Source organism: Rufibacter roseus (assembly GCF_001647285.1).
GTDB lineage: Bacteria > Bacteroidota > Bacteroidia > Cytophagales > Hymenobacteraceae > Nibribacter > Nibribacter roseus.
The window spans coordinates 393,281-409,084 of record NZ_LRML01000003.1 but is presented as its reverse complement, the minus strand read 5'-3'; the positions used below and the strand labels follow the sequence as shown (position 1 = coordinate 409,084).

General features: G+C 45.4%; 13 protein-coding genes. 10 read left to right on the top strand and 3 right to left on the bottom strand.

Annotated elements, in window-relative coordinates; genetic code table 11:
- The first annotated feature begins 8 nt into the window (after window positions 1–8).
- The 7 genes from rpsK (at window position 9) to A8O23_RS05710 (ending at window position 5,602) form a co-directional block, all read left to right on the top strand.
- Window positions 9–401 carry a 30S ribosomal protein S11 gene (gene rpsK / locus A8O23_RS05740; protein WP_066617946.1) on the top strand — a complete coding sequence of 131 codons (393 nt, stop codon included), beginning with the start codon at window positions 9–11 and terminating at the stop codon, window positions 399–401.
- Between the two features lie 20 nt (window positions 402–421).
- Complete coding sequence (rpsD, locus tag A8O23_RS05735) at window positions 422–1,027, top strand: 30S ribosomal protein S4 (protein WP_066617944.1); 606 nt, start codon at window positions 422–424, stop codon at window positions 1,025–1,027.
- 40 nt (window positions 1,028–1,067) lie between these two features.
- The gene (locus A8O23_RS05730; RefSeq protein WP_066617941.1) at window positions 1,068–2,057 is read left to right on the top strand and encodes a DNA-directed RNA polymerase subunit alpha; all 990 of its coding nucleotides are present in this window, start codon (window positions 1,068–1,070) and stop codon (window positions 2,055–2,057) included.
- A gap of 67 nt (window positions 2,058–2,124) precedes the next feature.
- Window positions 2,125–2,649, top strand: coding sequence for a 50S ribosomal protein L17 (rplQ, locus tag A8O23_RS05725; RefSeq protein ID WP_066617933.1), 525 nt, complete (start codon window positions 2,125–2,127; stop codon window positions 2,647–2,649).
- Between the two features lie 78 nt (window positions 2,650–2,727).
- Window positions 2,728–3,840, top strand: coding sequence for a glutamine-hydrolyzing carbamoyl-phosphate synthase small subunit (carA, locus tag A8O23_RS05720; RefSeq protein ID WP_066617922.1), 1,113 nt, complete (start codon window positions 2,728–2,730; stop codon window positions 3,838–3,840).
- Window positions 3,841–3,858: 18 nt separating this feature from the next.
- Window positions 3,859–5,136 (top strand): phosphopyruvate hydratase, encoded by a 1,278-nt coding sequence (eno, locus tag A8O23_RS05715; protein WP_066617914.1) that lies wholly within the window; start codon window positions 3,859–3,861, stop codon window positions 5,134–5,136.
- Between the two features lie 166 nt (window positions 5,137–5,302).
- Entirely contained in the window at window positions 5,303–5,602 is a 300-nt protein-coding gene (locus A8O23_RS05710; protein WP_066618306.1) for an FtsB family cell division protein, read from the top strand.
- A gap of 105 nt (window positions 5,603–5,707) precedes the next feature.
- On the opposite strand, the gene hscA is transcribed toward A8O23_RS05710, so the two are convergent.
- Entirely contained in the window at window positions 5,708–7,567 is a 1,860-nt protein-coding gene (gene hscA / locus A8O23_RS05705) for a Fe-S protein assembly chaperone HscA (RefSeq protein ID WP_066618303.1), read from the bottom strand.
- A 217-nt stretch (window positions 7,568–7,784) separates the two neighbouring features.
- Between hscA and A8O23_RS05700 the strand changes: the two genes are divergently transcribed.
- Window positions 7,785–8,567, top strand: coding sequence for a CPBP family intramembrane glutamic endopeptidase (locus A8O23_RS05700; protein WP_066617912.1), 783 nt, complete (start codon window positions 7,785–7,787; stop codon window positions 8,565–8,567).
- A gap of 111 nt (window positions 8,568–8,678) precedes the next feature.
- On the opposite strand, the gene A8O23_RS05695 is transcribed toward A8O23_RS05700, so the two are convergent.
- Window positions 8,679–9,761: a hypothetical protein gene (locus A8O23_RS05695; protein WP_066617910.1), complete on the bottom strand. Its 1,083-nt coding sequence runs from the start codon at window positions 9,759–9,761 to the stop codon at window positions 8,679–8,681.
- 143 nt (window positions 9,762–9,904) lie between these two features.
- Window positions 9,905–10,963, bottom strand: coding sequence for an Ldh family oxidoreductase (locus A8O23_RS05690; protein ID WP_066617908.1), 1,059 nt, complete (start codon window positions 10,961–10,963; stop codon window positions 9,905–9,907).
- Between the two features lie 237 nt (window positions 10,964–11,200).
- On the opposite strand from A8O23_RS05690, the gene A8O23_RS05685 reads away from it, so the two are divergent.
- Both A8O23_RS05685 and A8O23_RS05680 read left to right on the top strand, forming a co-directional pair.
- On the top strand, window positions 11,201–12,847 hold the full coding sequence (locus A8O23_RS05685) for a DUF4139 domain-containing protein (protein WP_066617906.1): 1,647 nt from the start codon (window positions 11,201–11,203) through the stop codon (window positions 12,845–12,847).
- Window positions 12,848–13,066: 219 nt separating this feature from the next.
- Complete coding sequence (locus A8O23_RS05680) at window positions 13,067–15,424, top strand: tetratricopeptide repeat protein (RefSeq protein WP_066617904.1); 2,358 nt, start codon at window positions 13,067–13,069, stop codon at window positions 15,422–15,424.
- Window positions 15,425–15,804: the final 380 nt, after the last annotated feature.

The following is a 15,804-nucleotide window of genomic DNA, read 5'->3' as shown; positions in this document are numbered from 1 at the left end:
AAGTAACAATGGCTCAGAAAAGAAAAGACAAAGCCAAGAAGCGTGTAGTGGTGGTTGAGCCTGTAGGTCAGGTACACATCAAAGCTTCTTTCAATAATATCATCATCTCTGTTACCAACAATAATGGCCAAGTTATTTCTTGGGCGTCTGCTGGTAAAATGGGTTTTAAAGGGTCTAAGAAAAATACTCCTTATGCCGCTCAGATGGCTGCCGCTGATTGCGGTAAAGTTGCCTATGAAGCAGGTATGAGAAAAGCGGAAGTGTTTGTTAAGGGCCCAGGTGCTGGACGTGAGTCAGCTATCCGGACAATGCAAAATGTAGGTATAGAGATTACTTCTATCAAAGATGTAACTCCATTACCACATAATGGTTGCCGTCCTCCCAAACGCAGAAGAGTTTAAGGTATTTTTAAGTATTAGAAATGGCAAGATATACAGGCCCTAAGAGTAAAATCTCTAGAAGATATAATGAACCTATTTTCGGACCAAGCAAAGCGTTAGCTAAAAAGGCTTATGGTCCTGGAATGCACGGCCGCGGTCGTAGAAAGAAGCAGTCTGAATATGCTATTCAGTTAATGGAAAAGCAGAAGGCTAAATACATCTATGGTGTATTAGAAAGACAGTTTGCTAATTTATTTGACAAAGCAGCTCGTAAGCAAGGTATCACTGGTGAAAACTTATTAGCTTTATTGGAAGCTAGATTAGATAACACCGTTTATCGTTTAGGTATCGCTCCAACAAGACGTGGTGCACGTCAATTGGTTCTTCACAAACACGTTTTAGTAAATGGTAATGTGGTGAACATTCCTTCTTACACACTGCGTCCTGGTGATGTAGTAAGTGTTCGTGAGAAATCAAAATCATTAGAAGCCATTACTACAAGCTTAGCTTCCCGTAATGCTCGTCAGTTTACCTGGTTAGAGTGGGATGCAAACCAAATGGTTGGCAAGTTCATCTCTGCTCCTCAGCGTGATCAAATCCCTGAGAAAATCCAAGAGCAGCTGATTGTCGAGCTTTACTCTAAGTAATGAGTTCTAAATTTTAAGTGTCAACCTTAAACCAACAATCATGTCAATATTAGCCTTTCAAATGCCAGAAAAAGTCGTGATGGAGAAATCCGATGACTTTCAGGGGCAATTTGAATTCAAGCCGCTAGAAAAGGGCTATGGTGTAACCATTGGGAATGCGCTGAGAAGAATCCTTCTATCCTCATTGGAGGGGTACGCCATCTCAAGTATCCGGATTCCTAGTGTTCTCCATGAGTTCTCTACCATTGAAGGTGTGGTTGAAGATGTCTCTGAGATTATTTTGAACCTCAAAATGGTTCGCTTTAAAAAAATTGGTGATTTAGTAGATGATAAAATTACTGTTAGCATTAGCAAACAGGATACTTTCACCGCCGGAGATATTAACAAGTTCTCAAGCTCATTTCAAGTTCTTAACCCAGATTTAGTAATCTGTCACTTAGATCCAGAAGTTAGCTTCGAGATTGAATTGACAATTCAGAAGGGTAGAGGATACGTTCCTGCTGAAGAGAATAAACCTGCTGATCAAGTTTTTGGTCAAATATCGATTGACTCTATTTTCACGCCTGTAAAAAACGTGAAATTTAGCGTTGAGAATACCCGCGTTGAGCAGAAAACTGACTACGAGCGTCTTTTGTTAGAGATTTCTACTGATGGTTCTATCCATCCAGAAGATGCTTTGAAAGGTGCTGCCAACATTCTGATTCAGCACTTTATGCTGTTCTCTGATAACACCATGACTTTTGAAACTGTGAAGCCTGAAGAGGAAGAAGCAGTAGATGAAGAAATGCTGCACATGAGAAAAGTACTGAAAACTCCATTACATGACATGGATCTTTCAGTACGTGCTTATAACTGCTTAAAAGCTGCTGATATCAGAACTTTAGGAGATCTTGTACAGTTAGATCTGGCAGATATGATGAAATTCCGTAACTTTGGTAAGAAATCTCTTACTGAGTTAGAGAATCTTGTATCTGAAAAAGGTCTTACCTTTGGGATGGATATCTCTAAGTATAAATTAGAAGAAGATTAGTAATCTTACGGCATAATTCCCGGTCCCGAAAGGTTGACTGACGGTATGCACGTGCACAATTAAAATAATGAGACACGGTAAAAAAATTAACCACTTAGGAAGAACAGCCTCTCACAGAGCTGCTTTGCTTTCTAACATGGCATCATCCCTTATCCTGCACAAGCGTTTATCTACTACAGTAGCTAAGGCCAAAGCACTTCGTAAGTATGTTGAGCCTCTATTAACTAAATCAAAAAGCGATACTACGCACTCTCGTCGTACAGTATTCTCTTACTTGCAGAACAAAGAATCTGTAAAAGAGTTGTATGACAACGTTTCTGCTAAAATTGCTGGTCGTCCAGGTGGATATACCCGCATTTTAAAGACTGGTACTCGTTTAGGTGATAACGCTGAAATGTGTATCATTGAGTTAGTAGACTACAACGAGGATATGCTATCTACAAAAGGTGCTGACAGTGCTGGTAAAACAAAAACCAGACGTCGTTCTTCAGGTAAGAAAAAAGACGCTGCTCAGGCATCAAGTGAGTCAAACGCTCCAGCTAATGATACTCCGGCAGCTGAAGGAAATGCTGATGCTCCAGTTAATGAGTAACAAATTTTCAATAATTTATAAAAAGGGATACGAGTTTACTCGTATCCCTTTTTTATTTTTGCCACAGACCTAAATAAAATGAAGCTTCAAACAACAACAGATGCAGTACTGGTGCTGGAAGACGGCACTTTCTTTAAAGGTAAAAGCCTTGGCAAAATTGGTACAACCGGTGGTGAGCTTTGCTTCAATACTGGAATGACTGGTTATCAAGAGATTTTTACAGATCCATCGTACTACGGGCAAATTGTAATCACCACTGTTTCACACGTAGGAAATTATGGTGTACAACCTGAGGAGGTAGAATCAGATGCCATTCAGATTAAGGGATTGGTGTGTAAAGAGTTTTCTCACTTTTTTTCACGCAATACAGCCGAGGGTTCTTTGCAGGAGTATTTTGAAAAGGCAGGGATAGTAGGTATTTGCGAAATAGATACCAGATCTTTAGTGCGTTATATACGTGACAAAGGTGCTATGAACGCCATCATCTCTTCTGAGACCACAGATGTAGAGACTTTGAAAGATAAGTTGAACCAAGTGCCTTCTATGAAGGGCTTAGAATTATCTTCTAAAGTAACTACAGGTCAAATGTATGAACTGCAGCCAACCGAGAAGAAATTTAAAGTAGCTGTTCTTGATTTAGGGATAAAAAAGAACATCTTAAACAATTTAGTCCAAAGAGGCTGTGAGTGCAGAGTGTACCCTTACGGGACTTCATTTGAGGAGATGGAGGCTTGGGGGCCTGATGGCTATTTCATTTCCAATGGTCCTGGTGACCCTGCTGTAACCACAGAAGCGGTTAAGAGCGTTGAGGCCATTTTGAATGTAGAAAGACCAATGTTCGGAATTTGCATGGGACACCAAATTTTGGCCCAAGCGAATGGAATACCTACCTATAAAATGCACAATGGTCACCGTGGCTTAAACCACCCAGTAAAAAATTTGATCACAGGCAAAAGTGAGATAACTTCCCAAAATCATGGGTTTGCGGTAGATGCGGAAGCATTGAAGAATAACCCCAACATTGAAGTTACACACATCAACTTGAATGATAATACAATAGAAGGAATTCGGGTAAAAAATAAACCTGCTTTCTCTGTACAATACCACCCTGAGTCTTCTCCAGGGCCACATGATTCTGAGTATTTGTTCGACCTGTTCGTGGAGATGCTGGAAAAAAGTAAAAATAAGTAACACCTAAAATAGAACTATATGAGCTTAATTGAAGACATCAAAGCCCGTCAGATTTTTGACTCCCGCGGAAATCCTACCGTAGAGGTAGATGTTATTACTCAAAGCGGAGCAATTGGCCGCGCCGCCGTACCATCAGGTGCTTCTACTGGTAAACACGAAGCAGTAGAGTTGCGCGACGACGACAAGAGCAAATACATGGGCAAAGGTGTATTGCAAGCGGTACAGAATGTAAATACCATCATAGCCGATGAACTGGTAGGTTTCTCAGTTTTTGAGCAAAGCCTGTTAGATAAAATCATGATAGAGCTAGATGGAACTCCAAATAAAGCAAAACTAGGAGCTAACGCGATTTTAGGCGTTTCTCTAGCTGCGGCTAAAGCGGCTGCTCAAGAAGCAGGTCAGTCATTGTACCGTTACGTAGGTGGCGTGAATGCTAACACTTTGCCGGTACCCATGATGAACATCTTGAACGGTGGTAGCCACGCTGATAACTCTATTGACTTTCAAGAGTTCATGGTGATGCCGGTAGGTGCTCCTACTTTCTCTGAAGCGTTACGCTGGGGTTCAGAAGTATTCCACCACCTGAAAAACGTACTGAAGAAAAAAGGTATGTCTACGAACGTAGGTGACGAAGGTGGATTTGCTCCTAACATCGGATCTAACCAAGAGGCTATTGAAATAGTGTTGCAAGCCATTGAGGCCGCAGGCTACAGACCAGGTGAAGACTTCATGATTGCCATGGATGCTGCCGCTTCTGAGTTCTACGATGCCTCTACCGGTCACTATCACTTCAAGAAGTCTACCGGAGACAAGCTAACTTCTTCTGAAATGGTGAACTTCTGGACAGAGTGGGCAAACAAATACCCAATCATTTCTATTGAAGATGGTATGGATGAAGACGACTGGACTGGCTGGAAATCTTTGACAGATTCTATTGGCAGCAAAACCCAGTTAGTGGGTGATGACTTGTTCGTGACGAACGTAAACCGTCTGCAGCAAGGTATTGACCAGAAAACTGCCAATGCTATTTTGATCAAGGTAAACCAGATTGGTACCTTAACTGAGACCATTGATGCTATCAACTTAGGCCGTATAAACGGTTATAAGAGCATCATGAGCCACCGTTCTGGTGAGACCGAAGATAACACCATTGCTGACTTGGCAGTGGCCTTAAACACCGGTCAAATCAAAACTGGTTCAGCTTCACGTTCAGACAGAATGGCTAAATACAACCAACTAATCCGTATTGAGGAAGAGTTGGGCGAAGTAGCCTACTTCCCTGGCAAGAAGTTCTAGTATTGAAAAAAAGAAGTCAGAAGGTGAGCTTTCGTTTTAGGACTGGTTTTAGAAAACTATGCCTAAAACAGAATTAGCGGAAAGTGAAAATTCTTTTGCGTTACCTTCAGGATTCTTTGTAAATTCATGGCGGCAAGCTCGGGCTTGCCGCCATTTTTTTGAGATTATGCTGGCACGCGTCCCTAAATTTTTCCGCAACTTCTATTTTCTGATTACCCTCGCCTTTTTGGTGTGGATGTTCTTCTTTGATGCCAATGATTTTATCACGCAGTTTCAGACCAGCCGCAAGCTAAGCGCGCTGGAAGAGGAGCGTGATTATTACCTGGAGAAGATTGCCGAGGTACAGAAAGACCGCAAAGAACTGTTGAGCAACCCAGAACTACTTGAGAAATTTGCGCGTGAAAAGTACCTCATGAAAAAGCCTACAGAAGATTTATACATCATTGTAGAGAAGGACGAGAAATAAAATTCTTTTAACTATAAAGCAGAAGGGCGGCTCTTAACGGAGCCGCCCCTTCTGCTTTATAGTTCTGTTTTAGGGCTGTTTTTGAGAAAACAGCCCTAAAACAGCTTAGTTTAACTTTTTACCGGTCATGGCTTTCTTGATAGATATCTGCATGACACGCTCCGCAAATGGACTGGTTTGTTCTTCCAGCACATCCACAGCTTTCAGTATGGTGTCTTTGTCACCGGAACTTAGTACATCTTTTAAATTCTGCACGTTTTGGCGGGTCAACTCAATCTCTTCTGGAGTTAAATGCTCTCCGTTTTTCTCCACAAAACGCTCTACTTGGTAAATCATCTGCTCGGCGGTGGTGCGGGCTTCAATCACCATGCGGGTGCTCACGTCTTCACGGGCGTGGGTAATGGAGTCCATGAGCATCTGCTCTACCTGCTCATCGGTGAGGCCATACTGAGGTTTCACTTCCACTTCCTGCCGAACCCCAGAACGCAGTTCAATGGCTTCTACTTTCAAAATACCGTCGGCATTCAAGATGAAGTTTACGTCTACCTTCGGGAAACCGGCAGGCATGGCCGGAATGCCTCTTAAATCGAATTCCGCCAGTTTTCGGTTCTCTTTCACCAAATCACGCTCGCCTTGGTACACCGAAATCTTCATGTTCACCTGGCCGTCAATAGAAGTGGTGTACTGGCGGCCTGCCTTGGTGGGTATTTTAGAATTACGAGGTATAATAGGATCCATTAAGCCGCCCATGGTTTCAATACCTAATGTCAGCGGAGTCACGTCCAGCAGCAGAATGTCCTTCCGGTTCCCAGACAACACATCGGCCTGAATAGCGGCGCCCAGAGCAACCACTTCATCAGGATTCAAGGTGTTGTTTACTGGGCATTGAAAAAAGTCAGCTACGGCTTGCAGTACCAGTGGCACCCGGGTGGAGCCACCCACCATAATCACCGTATCAATCTGTTCAGTTTTAAGACCAGCATCACTCAGAGCCATTTTGCAGGAGGCCATGGTGCGGTCTACAATAGGCGTGATAAGCGTTTCAAAGGTGTGGCGGTCCAGCGTTAACTCTATGCCGTTGAGTTCTGAAGAATATTTATCAGAGGTGCTCAATGCTTTTTTTGCTTCTTCTGCTCTCAGGCGTAAAGCCTGACCAAGGTTGGGGTCTATGGCCGCAGAGTCAGCTAAAAGTTTATTGCCAAGCGTCCAATGCTGAATGATTTCGCGGTCAAAATCGTCACCGCCCAAATAAGTGTCGCCGTTGGTGGAAAGTACTTCGAAGATTCCCTGGTGAATGCGAAGGATGGAAATATCAAAGGTTCCACCGCCCAAATCATACACAGCGATGGTTTTCTCTTCGGTTTGGTCTAAGCCAATGCCGTAAGCCAAAGCAGCTGCGGTAGGTTCGTTCACAATACGGAGCACTTCCAGCCCGGCTAGTTTTCCGGCATCGCGGGTAGCTTGGCGTTGGCTGTCATTGAAGTAAGCGGGAACGGTAATAACGGCACGGTTTACCGGCGTTTTCAAAGAGTGCTCGGCGCGGGCACGAAGCTCCTTAAGAATTTCAGCGCTCAGTTCAATGGGGGAGTAGAACTTGTCCTGCACCCGTATTTTCACCAAGCCTTCAGAGTTATCGTCAATGATTTTATAGCCGAAGAAATCTTTGTGCTCACCTAGGTCTTGGTATGACTTACCCAGCAAGCGTTTTACAGAATAAATAGTGTTGGCGGGGTCTGTGATAAGGTAATCCTTTGCTGCATTGCCTACCAGCACTTCTTCGTTCTGGGAGAAGTGTACTATTGAGGGGACAATGGTGCCTAAGCCTTGGTCATTGATAGCAATGGGTTTCCGGTCTTCAGGGTGTATATAGGCTACCAGGCTGTTGGTAGTTCCCAAGTCAATACCTACAATCACTTCTTCCTGCTGAATGGAAGCGGTGGTTAAGTTTATTGCAATTTTAGCCATATAGTCAGTTTTAATGGAGCGCATTTTGTGCACTCTCTGCAAAAGTACAAAGAAATAGCCTGCCTATTGGTTTACGGTTTCAGAAGGGTAACTGATATAGAATGATTGAAAGGATGTCTTACTCAGTAGCAAAGCTTAGTGAAGTTCTTTAAGTATAAGAAATAATCTATATTTACAGTAACTTCAAAAGCTAGTAATACTTCTGGAATAGTTTTCTATGCCGCAGCTTCAAACAGCACCTATCCGTTCATTTACCGTTAAAAGCTCCTGGCTGTCTGTGGTAGCGGGGTATGGGGCACTTGCTTTAACCTATCATGCCGCCGAATATGCCATGCGGTTTCACCAGCACGTCCCTTTGTTTCTTGGGTTGATGCTGGCCGTTATTCCGGTAGCATACATAGTAGCACGGCTACAGGGTCTTAAAGGACTCAGCGCATGGGGGCTGCGGATGAACAGTACGTTCATCAAGTTTTTTGCCTACGGCTTAGGCTTGGGAATATTGGTGAACGGAGTGGCTTTTGCGGTACGGCTGTGGTTAAATATGGAAGTAGTGACTGCAGTGCCAGAACTTTCCACTTTAGCTATACAAACGTTAATTTTCACTGTGGGTACCTTTTTGCCGTCGTTGGCGGAAGACGTTTTGACCAGAGGCTATCTTTACGGGCACCTGCATAAGAGAATGGGGAAATGGTCTCTTGTTATACTGTCAGCAGTGGTGTATGTGCTAAACCATGTCTACTCCCTGAATGATGGCCCAGCCGCTCTAATATATTTGTTTGTATTAGGCATCATGATGGCTATTCCATTAGTTTATACTAAGAACCTGTGGTACACAGTAGGCGCGCATTGGGCCGGCAACATTGTGTATCGTTTCTCAAATGATGTGTTGTCTGTCAAAGAAGGTACCTCTGCCATACCGGGGCTTTGGGAACTCACTTTCTTTATCCTGCTTTTTGCTCTAGTTAATTATATTGTGAGCAAAAAGTTAAGCTATTCCTAAAGCATGAATTCTTAAGTAAAAATGCAAAGGGCGTAGATTTCTATTTTCGGCCTGCTTTTTCAAAGACAGGTCGAAAAGGGGGAATGACGAATAGTAATTAAAGTGTAAAAGCTACCTGAAAAAAGACTTCTGGTATTCTATTTCTCTTTCTACAATTCCGGTTATCTGGTTGTTTTCAAAGGTTTGTTTTTTTATCCAATTCCCCTTGTGGTCGTAGGTGAAAGATTGAATAGCTGTACTCGCGATTCGTTTTATACGACCAAAAGAATAAGATGAAAACTCCTTAAACTTACCACTTTCATAGGTGAATTTTGTCCAGCTACTTATTGTCTTACCGTCTAAATCGATTAAGTTTCTACGAATAACTTTCTTAGAACCGACTTCAGTAGTAACAGTAATGGTTTGAGGCTTATCATCTAGTCTGCTGAATTCTGTTAGGGTGCTTACGACAGAATCTTGAAAAAAAATGTTAGACAACGTTTCTTTGAGTTTGGAATTGGAATACTTCTTCTTTACAATAAGCCTGTTTAAGTTGTCATAGCCTAATTGGTACACGGTAGTATCATTAGGCCAGGGAGTGAATTTACTAGCCCCTCCCGTGATACTTCCATCAAGTGTCATTCCTCCGCCATTAGAAGTATTGATAAAAATCTCCTTTGTTAAATCCCAGCGTGAATTGTATTCATAAATCCAGAAATTTTTTAGTTGATGATTCTCATCTAATACCTCTTTCTTTATAGGCAAATAATTTTCATTGTAGTAGATGAGCGTCTGTTCATCTATTTTAGATGATGCCTGGTAACAAACTTCTTTGGAAATGCGTCTTCGTTCATCATAAAAATACTTGATAACTGGCCACCAAGCGTTCTTATTAACCCTTTCTTGCCTTTTGATTCTTCCTTTTCTATCAAAATGATAGATGCCGCTTATAGAGTCGCCGAGAGGGTGCCTAAAAGTTATCTTCTGGAGTTTACCAGCTTTAAATATATGTTCTTCAATCGAGCTAAAGGGCCTATAAGATAATGAGCCGTTTTCTGCCTTAAAATATTTATAGCTAACCTTGACTGCACCTTTTACTATTGGCTCCGATGAATTCCAATTTCCTATTTTATGGGATGGGAAAGAGGGCAGAGATTGGCACTGGAGATGATGGCTAATGAGGAAGATGACAAATAGGGGGAAGAGAAATCTCATGTGGTTCTGAAAAGATAGATGGAGCGGCTGGCATTGAAATAAATATAAGGAATTTCTCTTATCCATTACTCAATAACAGAGCAAGAAGAGAACTTCTCCCGCCTGTTTTCGGCCTATTTTTGCAAAAATAGGCGAAAACGTCACTACAACTCCACTCCAAACTTTTCTCCCAACCCCTCCAAATCTTTCACCACCGGCGGCAACAACGGAATTCCGTCTTTCAGGCGTTGCTCCGTAAACAATCGCTCCGGGTCACCGGGAATCAATACTTCTTTGCCTTCTTTGGCTTTAGAACTCCGGAAGCGGGTGATCCAGTTGTCCATGTGCTGTTTGAAATCAGTAGCAGGGCGGAAAGCGTCTACGCGCATAGCCCCGAAGAAATGACCAATTCCTTCGCCCACCGGGTCGGCAGGAGGAGCCAGGAAGCTGACGAACGGCGGTACCCAGGGGCCGTAATTAGCGCCTGATAGCACTGCTGAGAAAATATCTACCACCGCACCCAGCGCATAGCCTTTGTGGCTGCCAGTGTCTCCGCCTAACGGGAGCAGGGCTCCGCCGTCTTTCAGTTCATGTGGGTTGGTAGAGGCACTGCCGTCAGAAGACTGAATCCAGCCTTGGGGAGCCTCCAAGTTTTTGCGCTGCAGCATTTCCAGTTTACCGTTAGCGGCGGTAGTAGTGGCCAAATCAGACACGAAGGGAGGTTGCTCGCCAGCCGGAATGGCCACGGCAATAGGGTTGGTGCCCAACAAGCGCTCTAAAGAAAAAGTAGGGGCCACCAACGGACTGGCATTGGTCATGGACATCCCAATCATGTCGTGCTCCAAGGCTTTCATGGCGTGGTAACCGGCAATACCGTAGTGGTTCGAGTTTTTCACGCTTACCCAGCCGCTGCCTACGTTCCTGGCTTTCTCCAGCGCAATCTGCATGGCTTTGGGAGCCACTACCAACCCAAGGCCGCCGTCTCCGTCTACAGTTGCCGTGCTAGGGGTCTCGTGTATTATTTTGATGTTGGGTGTAGCATTGATTCGGCCAGCTTCCCACAGGCGCACATAGCCAATCAGCCGGGCCACGCCGTGCGAGTCAACGCCGCGTAAATCAGCGGAGAGAAGGGTTTCGGTGGCGGTTTGGGCGTCTGCTTCGGGGCAGCCTATGCTCAGGAATATTTTCTTAGAGAAATCAAAGAGGCGTTGGTACGTGTACATATTCTAATATTCAGGACGGCCAAAGGTAAGGGAAACCGAAGAAAATACGACCGGAAATGTTAGCTTTGGATTGGTATCCTTTAGATGCTGTTCTTGTCAAACTTCCTCATCGCCTGAAAAAGAAATCAGGTAAATGAGTAAAAATTTCAACCTGTTTATGGAAATGAAGGAAGTGCGGCATCTACAAAGAGCATGAACCAAAATTTTTATGTGCTCTAAAAAAACCATCGCCACGAAATGAAAAATGTTTTTCTTCCTTTTATTTTACTCATTACCTGTTTTGGACCTGTTTTTCAGATTTCAGCCCAGAAACAGGTGCCGCTGCCCACACAGGTAAAAGCGGTAACCGTGTTCCTGAACCGGGCGCAGGTTACCAACGTGGGCCGAGCCAGTGTTGAGTCAGGTGTGACCGAATTAGTGCTGGAGGGCATGCCCACGCAGCTCGACGAAAATAGCGTGCAGGTAAACCCCACCGGAAACATAACGCTGCTTTCGGTGCGGTATGAGCAGAACTTTCTGCAGGCTAATGAGAAACTGGTAGAGCATCAGCGCCTAGAAGACTCAGTGCAGAGCTACAATGGCCGAATTAGAAGTCTAAACGACCAACGGGAGGTGTTGCAGAAAGAAGAGGCACTGCTGCACGCCAACCAGAATATAGGTGGCTCTCAGGCAGGTACCACCGCCGCCCGTCTCAAAGAAGTAGCCGATTATTACCGTACCCGCCTGCTGGCCATCCGGAAGGAAATTCAGCTGATAGACATTCAATTGGAAATTCTGCGCCGGCGGCAAATTCAGTTTAATAATCAGGTGAATCAGTTCAGGCGAAACCAACAAGCCAATAACCGTGTGATTGTGGCGGTGCAGGCCTCAGGCAAGGCGCAGGTGGGGCTGGAGGTAACGTATTTGGTGTATAATGCTGCATGGGAACCAGTTTATGACCTTCGGGCATCGGGTAACCAAGGGCCGGTGCAGCTTCAGTACAAAGCCAATGTGCGCCAGAACACCGGTGTAGACTGGAACAACGTACAACTTACTTTGGCCACTACCAATCCCGCTGAAGGCGCTGAAAAGCCTTACTTGACTACAAACTACATAGACCTGTACCCACTTACGCCCCCGCCAGTCAGAAGTACAGTTAAGTTTACTCCTCCGGTGGTGAAGAAAGATGAAGAGGAACAGGACCTAAATGAAGTGTTAGTTGGAAGAGTGGCTGGTGTAGTAAGGGCAGATGCTGTCTCTGAAACCACAGCAGATTACACTGAGGCCATTTCTACCACACTGGCCGCTGAGTTTAAAATAGGCATCCCGTTCAGTGTTCCTTCAGACGGGAAACCGCACACCGTTGACATTCAGCAGCACAACCTCACCACTACGTACGCCCACACCACTGTGCCAAAACTTGACCCCACCGCTTTCTTGGTAGCACATTTAACTAATTGGGAGGCTTTAAAGCTGCTTCCTGGTGTAGCCAATGTGTTTCTGGGCGGCACTTTCACGGGTAAGTCGTTCCTCAACCCTGAAGAAACCGGTGACACACTCACCATCTCCCTGGGCCGCGACCAAAACGTGATAGTACAGCGTGAGCGGCAGCAAGATTACCAAAAGCAGTCTACTTTCGGCAGTAATATCAAAGAGCAGTTTGGGTTTGAAATTACCTTGCGAAACACCAAAGCACAGCCCGTTACCATTACCTTGGAAGACCAGGTTCCGGTGAGCTCCACCAGTGAAGTGAGCGTGGAAGACATTGAAACCAACGGCGGCAAGCTAGACAAAGACACCGGCAAAGTTACCTGGCAAATTCAGCTACAGCCTAATGAAACCGCCAAACGGCACCTTAAGTACGTGGTGAAATACCCGAAGAACCGGCAGGTAAGCGGTCTTTAAGCAAAATAGATATTAACTGAAGGCGTGTTTTGGGGCTGTTTTCCAGAAAATAGCTCCAAAATGCGCCTTTTATTTTAACTTCTTTCAAGAGTGTGAAATTTTGGTGAAATTTCCCTGCCCAAACAACCAAATTCCCCTGTGCGGCATCTACTTGTAAAAGCAAGAATAATTTCTGGAACGGATTTTGCCACTTGCTGAATATCAGTAAAAGTTAATATTATGAAAGCACCCTTAATCTCGGTTTTAGCCTTGTTTCTGCTTATGGGGAGCAGATTTGCAGTGGCGCAGTCTAATGTTCTTTTTGACCAGAAAAAGAAGGAAACGATTACCCTTTCCAGTTTCGAGAATGCTGACTTTCGGGCAATGGCAGAGGAGATAGGGAGGTACAACACCAACCGCTCCGGCAAAATCTTGATGCCCGTTGAGTTTGAGCAGCACCTGAAGATTGTAAAAGACGGTAGCCAGATAAAGGTAGAGGCCAACGTGCAGAAGTTCTGGGTACCCGAGAAAATCATGTTCCGCCAGTTTGATGTAGCCGATGCTTTCACGCCCACCACTGTTTCGGCTAAAATTCAGTTGCTGGGTGCCGGAGACAAAGTGGTGCAAACCTTTGATGTGTCTAACAAAAACATCAGCCAGAACGGAAACACCGTGTTGGCGCAGACATCCTTTACGGACACCTCGTCCTTTACCGGTTACAAGCTGAAAGTGGTAGACCAGAAGTTGGGCTTTAGCCACGCCAACCGTACCGCCGTGCGAGAGCGTGTGGCCTTGGTAAAGCGCTATTATGAGACCGAAGACCGCTTAGCCCTGTTACACCGTGATTTGCAGAACATCAACCCCAATGATGTAGATAACCTGCAACTGCACACCGACCGTTTGGCTGTATTGGAGCGCGCCCTTGACCAATTAGTAGACAACCGTATGGAGCGTGAGCTGAATTTAAAGGAAAATGACCCTGCGCGGTTGAGATACAAAGTGAAGGAATTAGACAACCGCCTGCGGGAGCGTCGGGTGGCTATAGACCAGACTTGGGCTCGTCTGCCTGAAATCTTCTACAGCCGTGGTCTGGAGTTGGCTGTAAACGGAAATCCACGGGCCGCCCGCGATTTCTTCGCCCGTTCCTTACAGGCTAATCCGGCGTTTGCCCCTTCTCACCTGCAGTTGGCCCGCCTTGATTTACGGGAAGGTTATGTAGCCGAGGCCGCCCAACGTACCAAAGACATACTGACCCGCATGCAGGTAGACCCGGAAACGCATAGGTTTGCCCAGCAATTGGCTCTAGATGTGCAGAACGAGTACGTGCGCCAAGGTGAACAGCTGAACAACCAAGGAAAATATGAGCAGGCGTTGCAGCAGTTTGAGCAAGCCAGAGACTACTGCCGCAGCATTTCCAGCCTGCGTTGCCGTTCTGAGCTTTGGGAAAGTGGCATTGCAGAAGCCAAAGGCGGTATCTATAATAATATGTTGGCAGATGCCCGTCTGGCCCTGCGCCAGAACCGATTATCTGAGGCCTCTAACTTGGCCGCTGAGGCGCAACGTTATGCCAACAACAATCGCTCAGCCATTACTTCTGATGCCGCCGCCCAAAACCTGATGCGTGAGGTTCAGCAGCAGGTGTACCAAAGCAACATGTCCGATGGCCGCAGGGCCCTGCAGGCCAGACAATACAGCGCCTCGTTGGCTGCTTTTGAGAAGGCAAAATCAGTGGCTCTGGATTACGGGCTCACCCAACAAGCCGATGCGGATAATCTTATCAGGCAAGCGGCTAAGCCGGTGCTGTTGGAGCGCATAGCCGACGGTCAGCAGTATGCCTCATTAAACCAATTGGCCCAGGCCCGCACCACCGCTGCCCAGATAAACAGCCTGCTGGTGAAGTACAGCCTAGTAAACGACCGCGATTTAGATGTAAAATACAGAGCATTAAGTACGGCTATTTTCAGTCAGGAGTGCGCCAACGCCCAGTCTACCTATGATCAGCATTACCAGCGCTCTTTGCAGTATAGCTCTGAGGGGAACTATGCCCAGGCTGCTGCTGAGTTAGACAAAGCCATTGCCTCCGCCAAAGGGAACGCCGGTTGCTCTATTTCCTTCGCCACTGCAGATCTAGAGTTGAACCGTATTGACGCCCCTGCTCATTATCAGGAGCTACTGCAGGAGGTTGCTACGCTGATGAACCAGTCTAAATTTGCCGATGCCATCAAAGTGTATCAAGAAGCTGGTCGCCATTTTGAGGCAAGAGATGTACATGGTTTTGGCTTACGTCATGCCAGTTTGCAGGAGTATGCGTTGCAAAGCTCGAACAAAAGTTTTGTGGTAGAAGTAGCCCGCCACAAAGCTTCTAACGGAGATGCCACTGAAGCCATTGCCCTTATCAGAAGGCTGTCTGACTTGAAATTGGCGAAATACAACCTAAACCAGTTGCAGAAATTTGTAGGAGAGACCTTGGCTATCAGAGATGTTCGCACAAATCCAGAGGGTAACTATAAGCAATTGGCTGCCTCTTACACCGGCGGCGACAAAGCCCTGAAAAAGCTGGGCAAAGCTTATGAGAAGAAATTCAAGAAGCTAACTTAATTGCAGTAAATGTTAAATGCTAGAAAGCCTCTCATTTCATATGAGAGGCTTTCTTTATGGTGGTTGGTATGAAGACGATAAGGTGGAAGCGCAATACTAGAGTTCTATGGCACGGAAGTTACTTCCAAGACTCTCATCTTTTCTCTAAGGAATCATTCTGATTTAACGCATTTCGTCCCCCTTTGAAGGGGGTAGGGCTGTTAAGTTCTCACTATAAGAGGTTGCTCTTCCGGATTTGCAATCCGGAAGCGGGTATCTAGGGGATTTGTAATCCCCGTTGCTGCGCCATAAAACGGAAAAGCCGCGGATTGCAAATCCGCAGGATACCTAAGTTCGGGATTGCAAATCCCGAACAGCGGAGAACTTAACGGCCCTACCTT

What these genes read in the sequence shown, in the direction of transcription:
- rpsD (WP_066617944.1), top strand. Translation starts at nt 422, where the DNA reads ATGGCAAGATATACAGGCCCTAAGAGTAAAATCTCTAGAAGATATAAT.
- A8O23_RS05710 (WP_066618306.1), top strand. Translation starts at nt 5,303, where the DNA reads ATGCTGGCACGCGTCCCTAAATTTTTCCGCAACTTCTATTTTCTGATT.
- A8O23_RS05680 (WP_066617904.1), top strand. Translation starts at nt 13,067, where the DNA reads ATGAAAGCACCCTTAATCTCGGTTTTAGCCTTGTTTCTGCTTATGGGG.
- A8O23_RS05695 (WP_066617910.1), bottom strand. Translation starts at nt 9,761, where the DNA reads ATGAGATTTCTCTTCCCCCTATTTGTCATCTTCCTCATTAGCCATCAT.
- A8O23_RS05700 (WP_066617912.1), top strand. Translation starts at nt 7,785, where the DNA reads ATGCCGCAGCTTCAAACAGCACCTATCCGTTCATTTACCGTTAAAAGC.
- rpsK (WP_066617946.1), top strand. Translation starts at nt 9, where the DNA reads ATGGCTCAGAAAAGAAAAGACAAAGCCAAGAAGCGTGTAGTGGTGGTT.
- A8O23_RS05690 (WP_066617908.1), bottom strand. Translation starts at nt 10,963, where the DNA reads ATGTACACGTACCAACGCCTCTTTGATTTCTCTAAGAAAATATTCCTG.
- hscA (WP_066618303.1), bottom strand. Translation starts at nt 7,567, where the DNA reads ATGGCTAAAATTGCAATAAACTTAACCACCGCTTCCATTCAGCAGGAA.
- A8O23_RS05685 (WP_066617906.1), top strand. Translation starts at nt 11,201, where the DNA reads ATGAAAAATGTTTTTCTTCCTTTTATTTTACTCATTACCTGTTTTGGA.
- carA (WP_066617922.1), top strand. Translation starts at nt 2,728, where the DNA reads ATGAAGCTTCAAACAACAACAGATGCAGTACTGGTGCTGGAAGACGGC.
- A8O23_RS05730 (WP_066617941.1), top strand. Translation starts at nt 1,068, where the DNA reads ATGTCAATATTAGCCTTTCAAATGCCAGAAAAAGTCGTGATGGAGAAA.
- rplQ (WP_066617933.1), top strand. Translation starts at nt 2,125, where the DNA reads ATGAGACACGGTAAAAAAATTAACCACTTAGGAAGAACAGCCTCTCAC.
- eno (WP_066617914.1), top strand. Translation starts at nt 3,859, where the DNA reads ATGAGCTTAATTGAAGACATCAAAGCCCGTCAGATTTTTGACTCCCGC.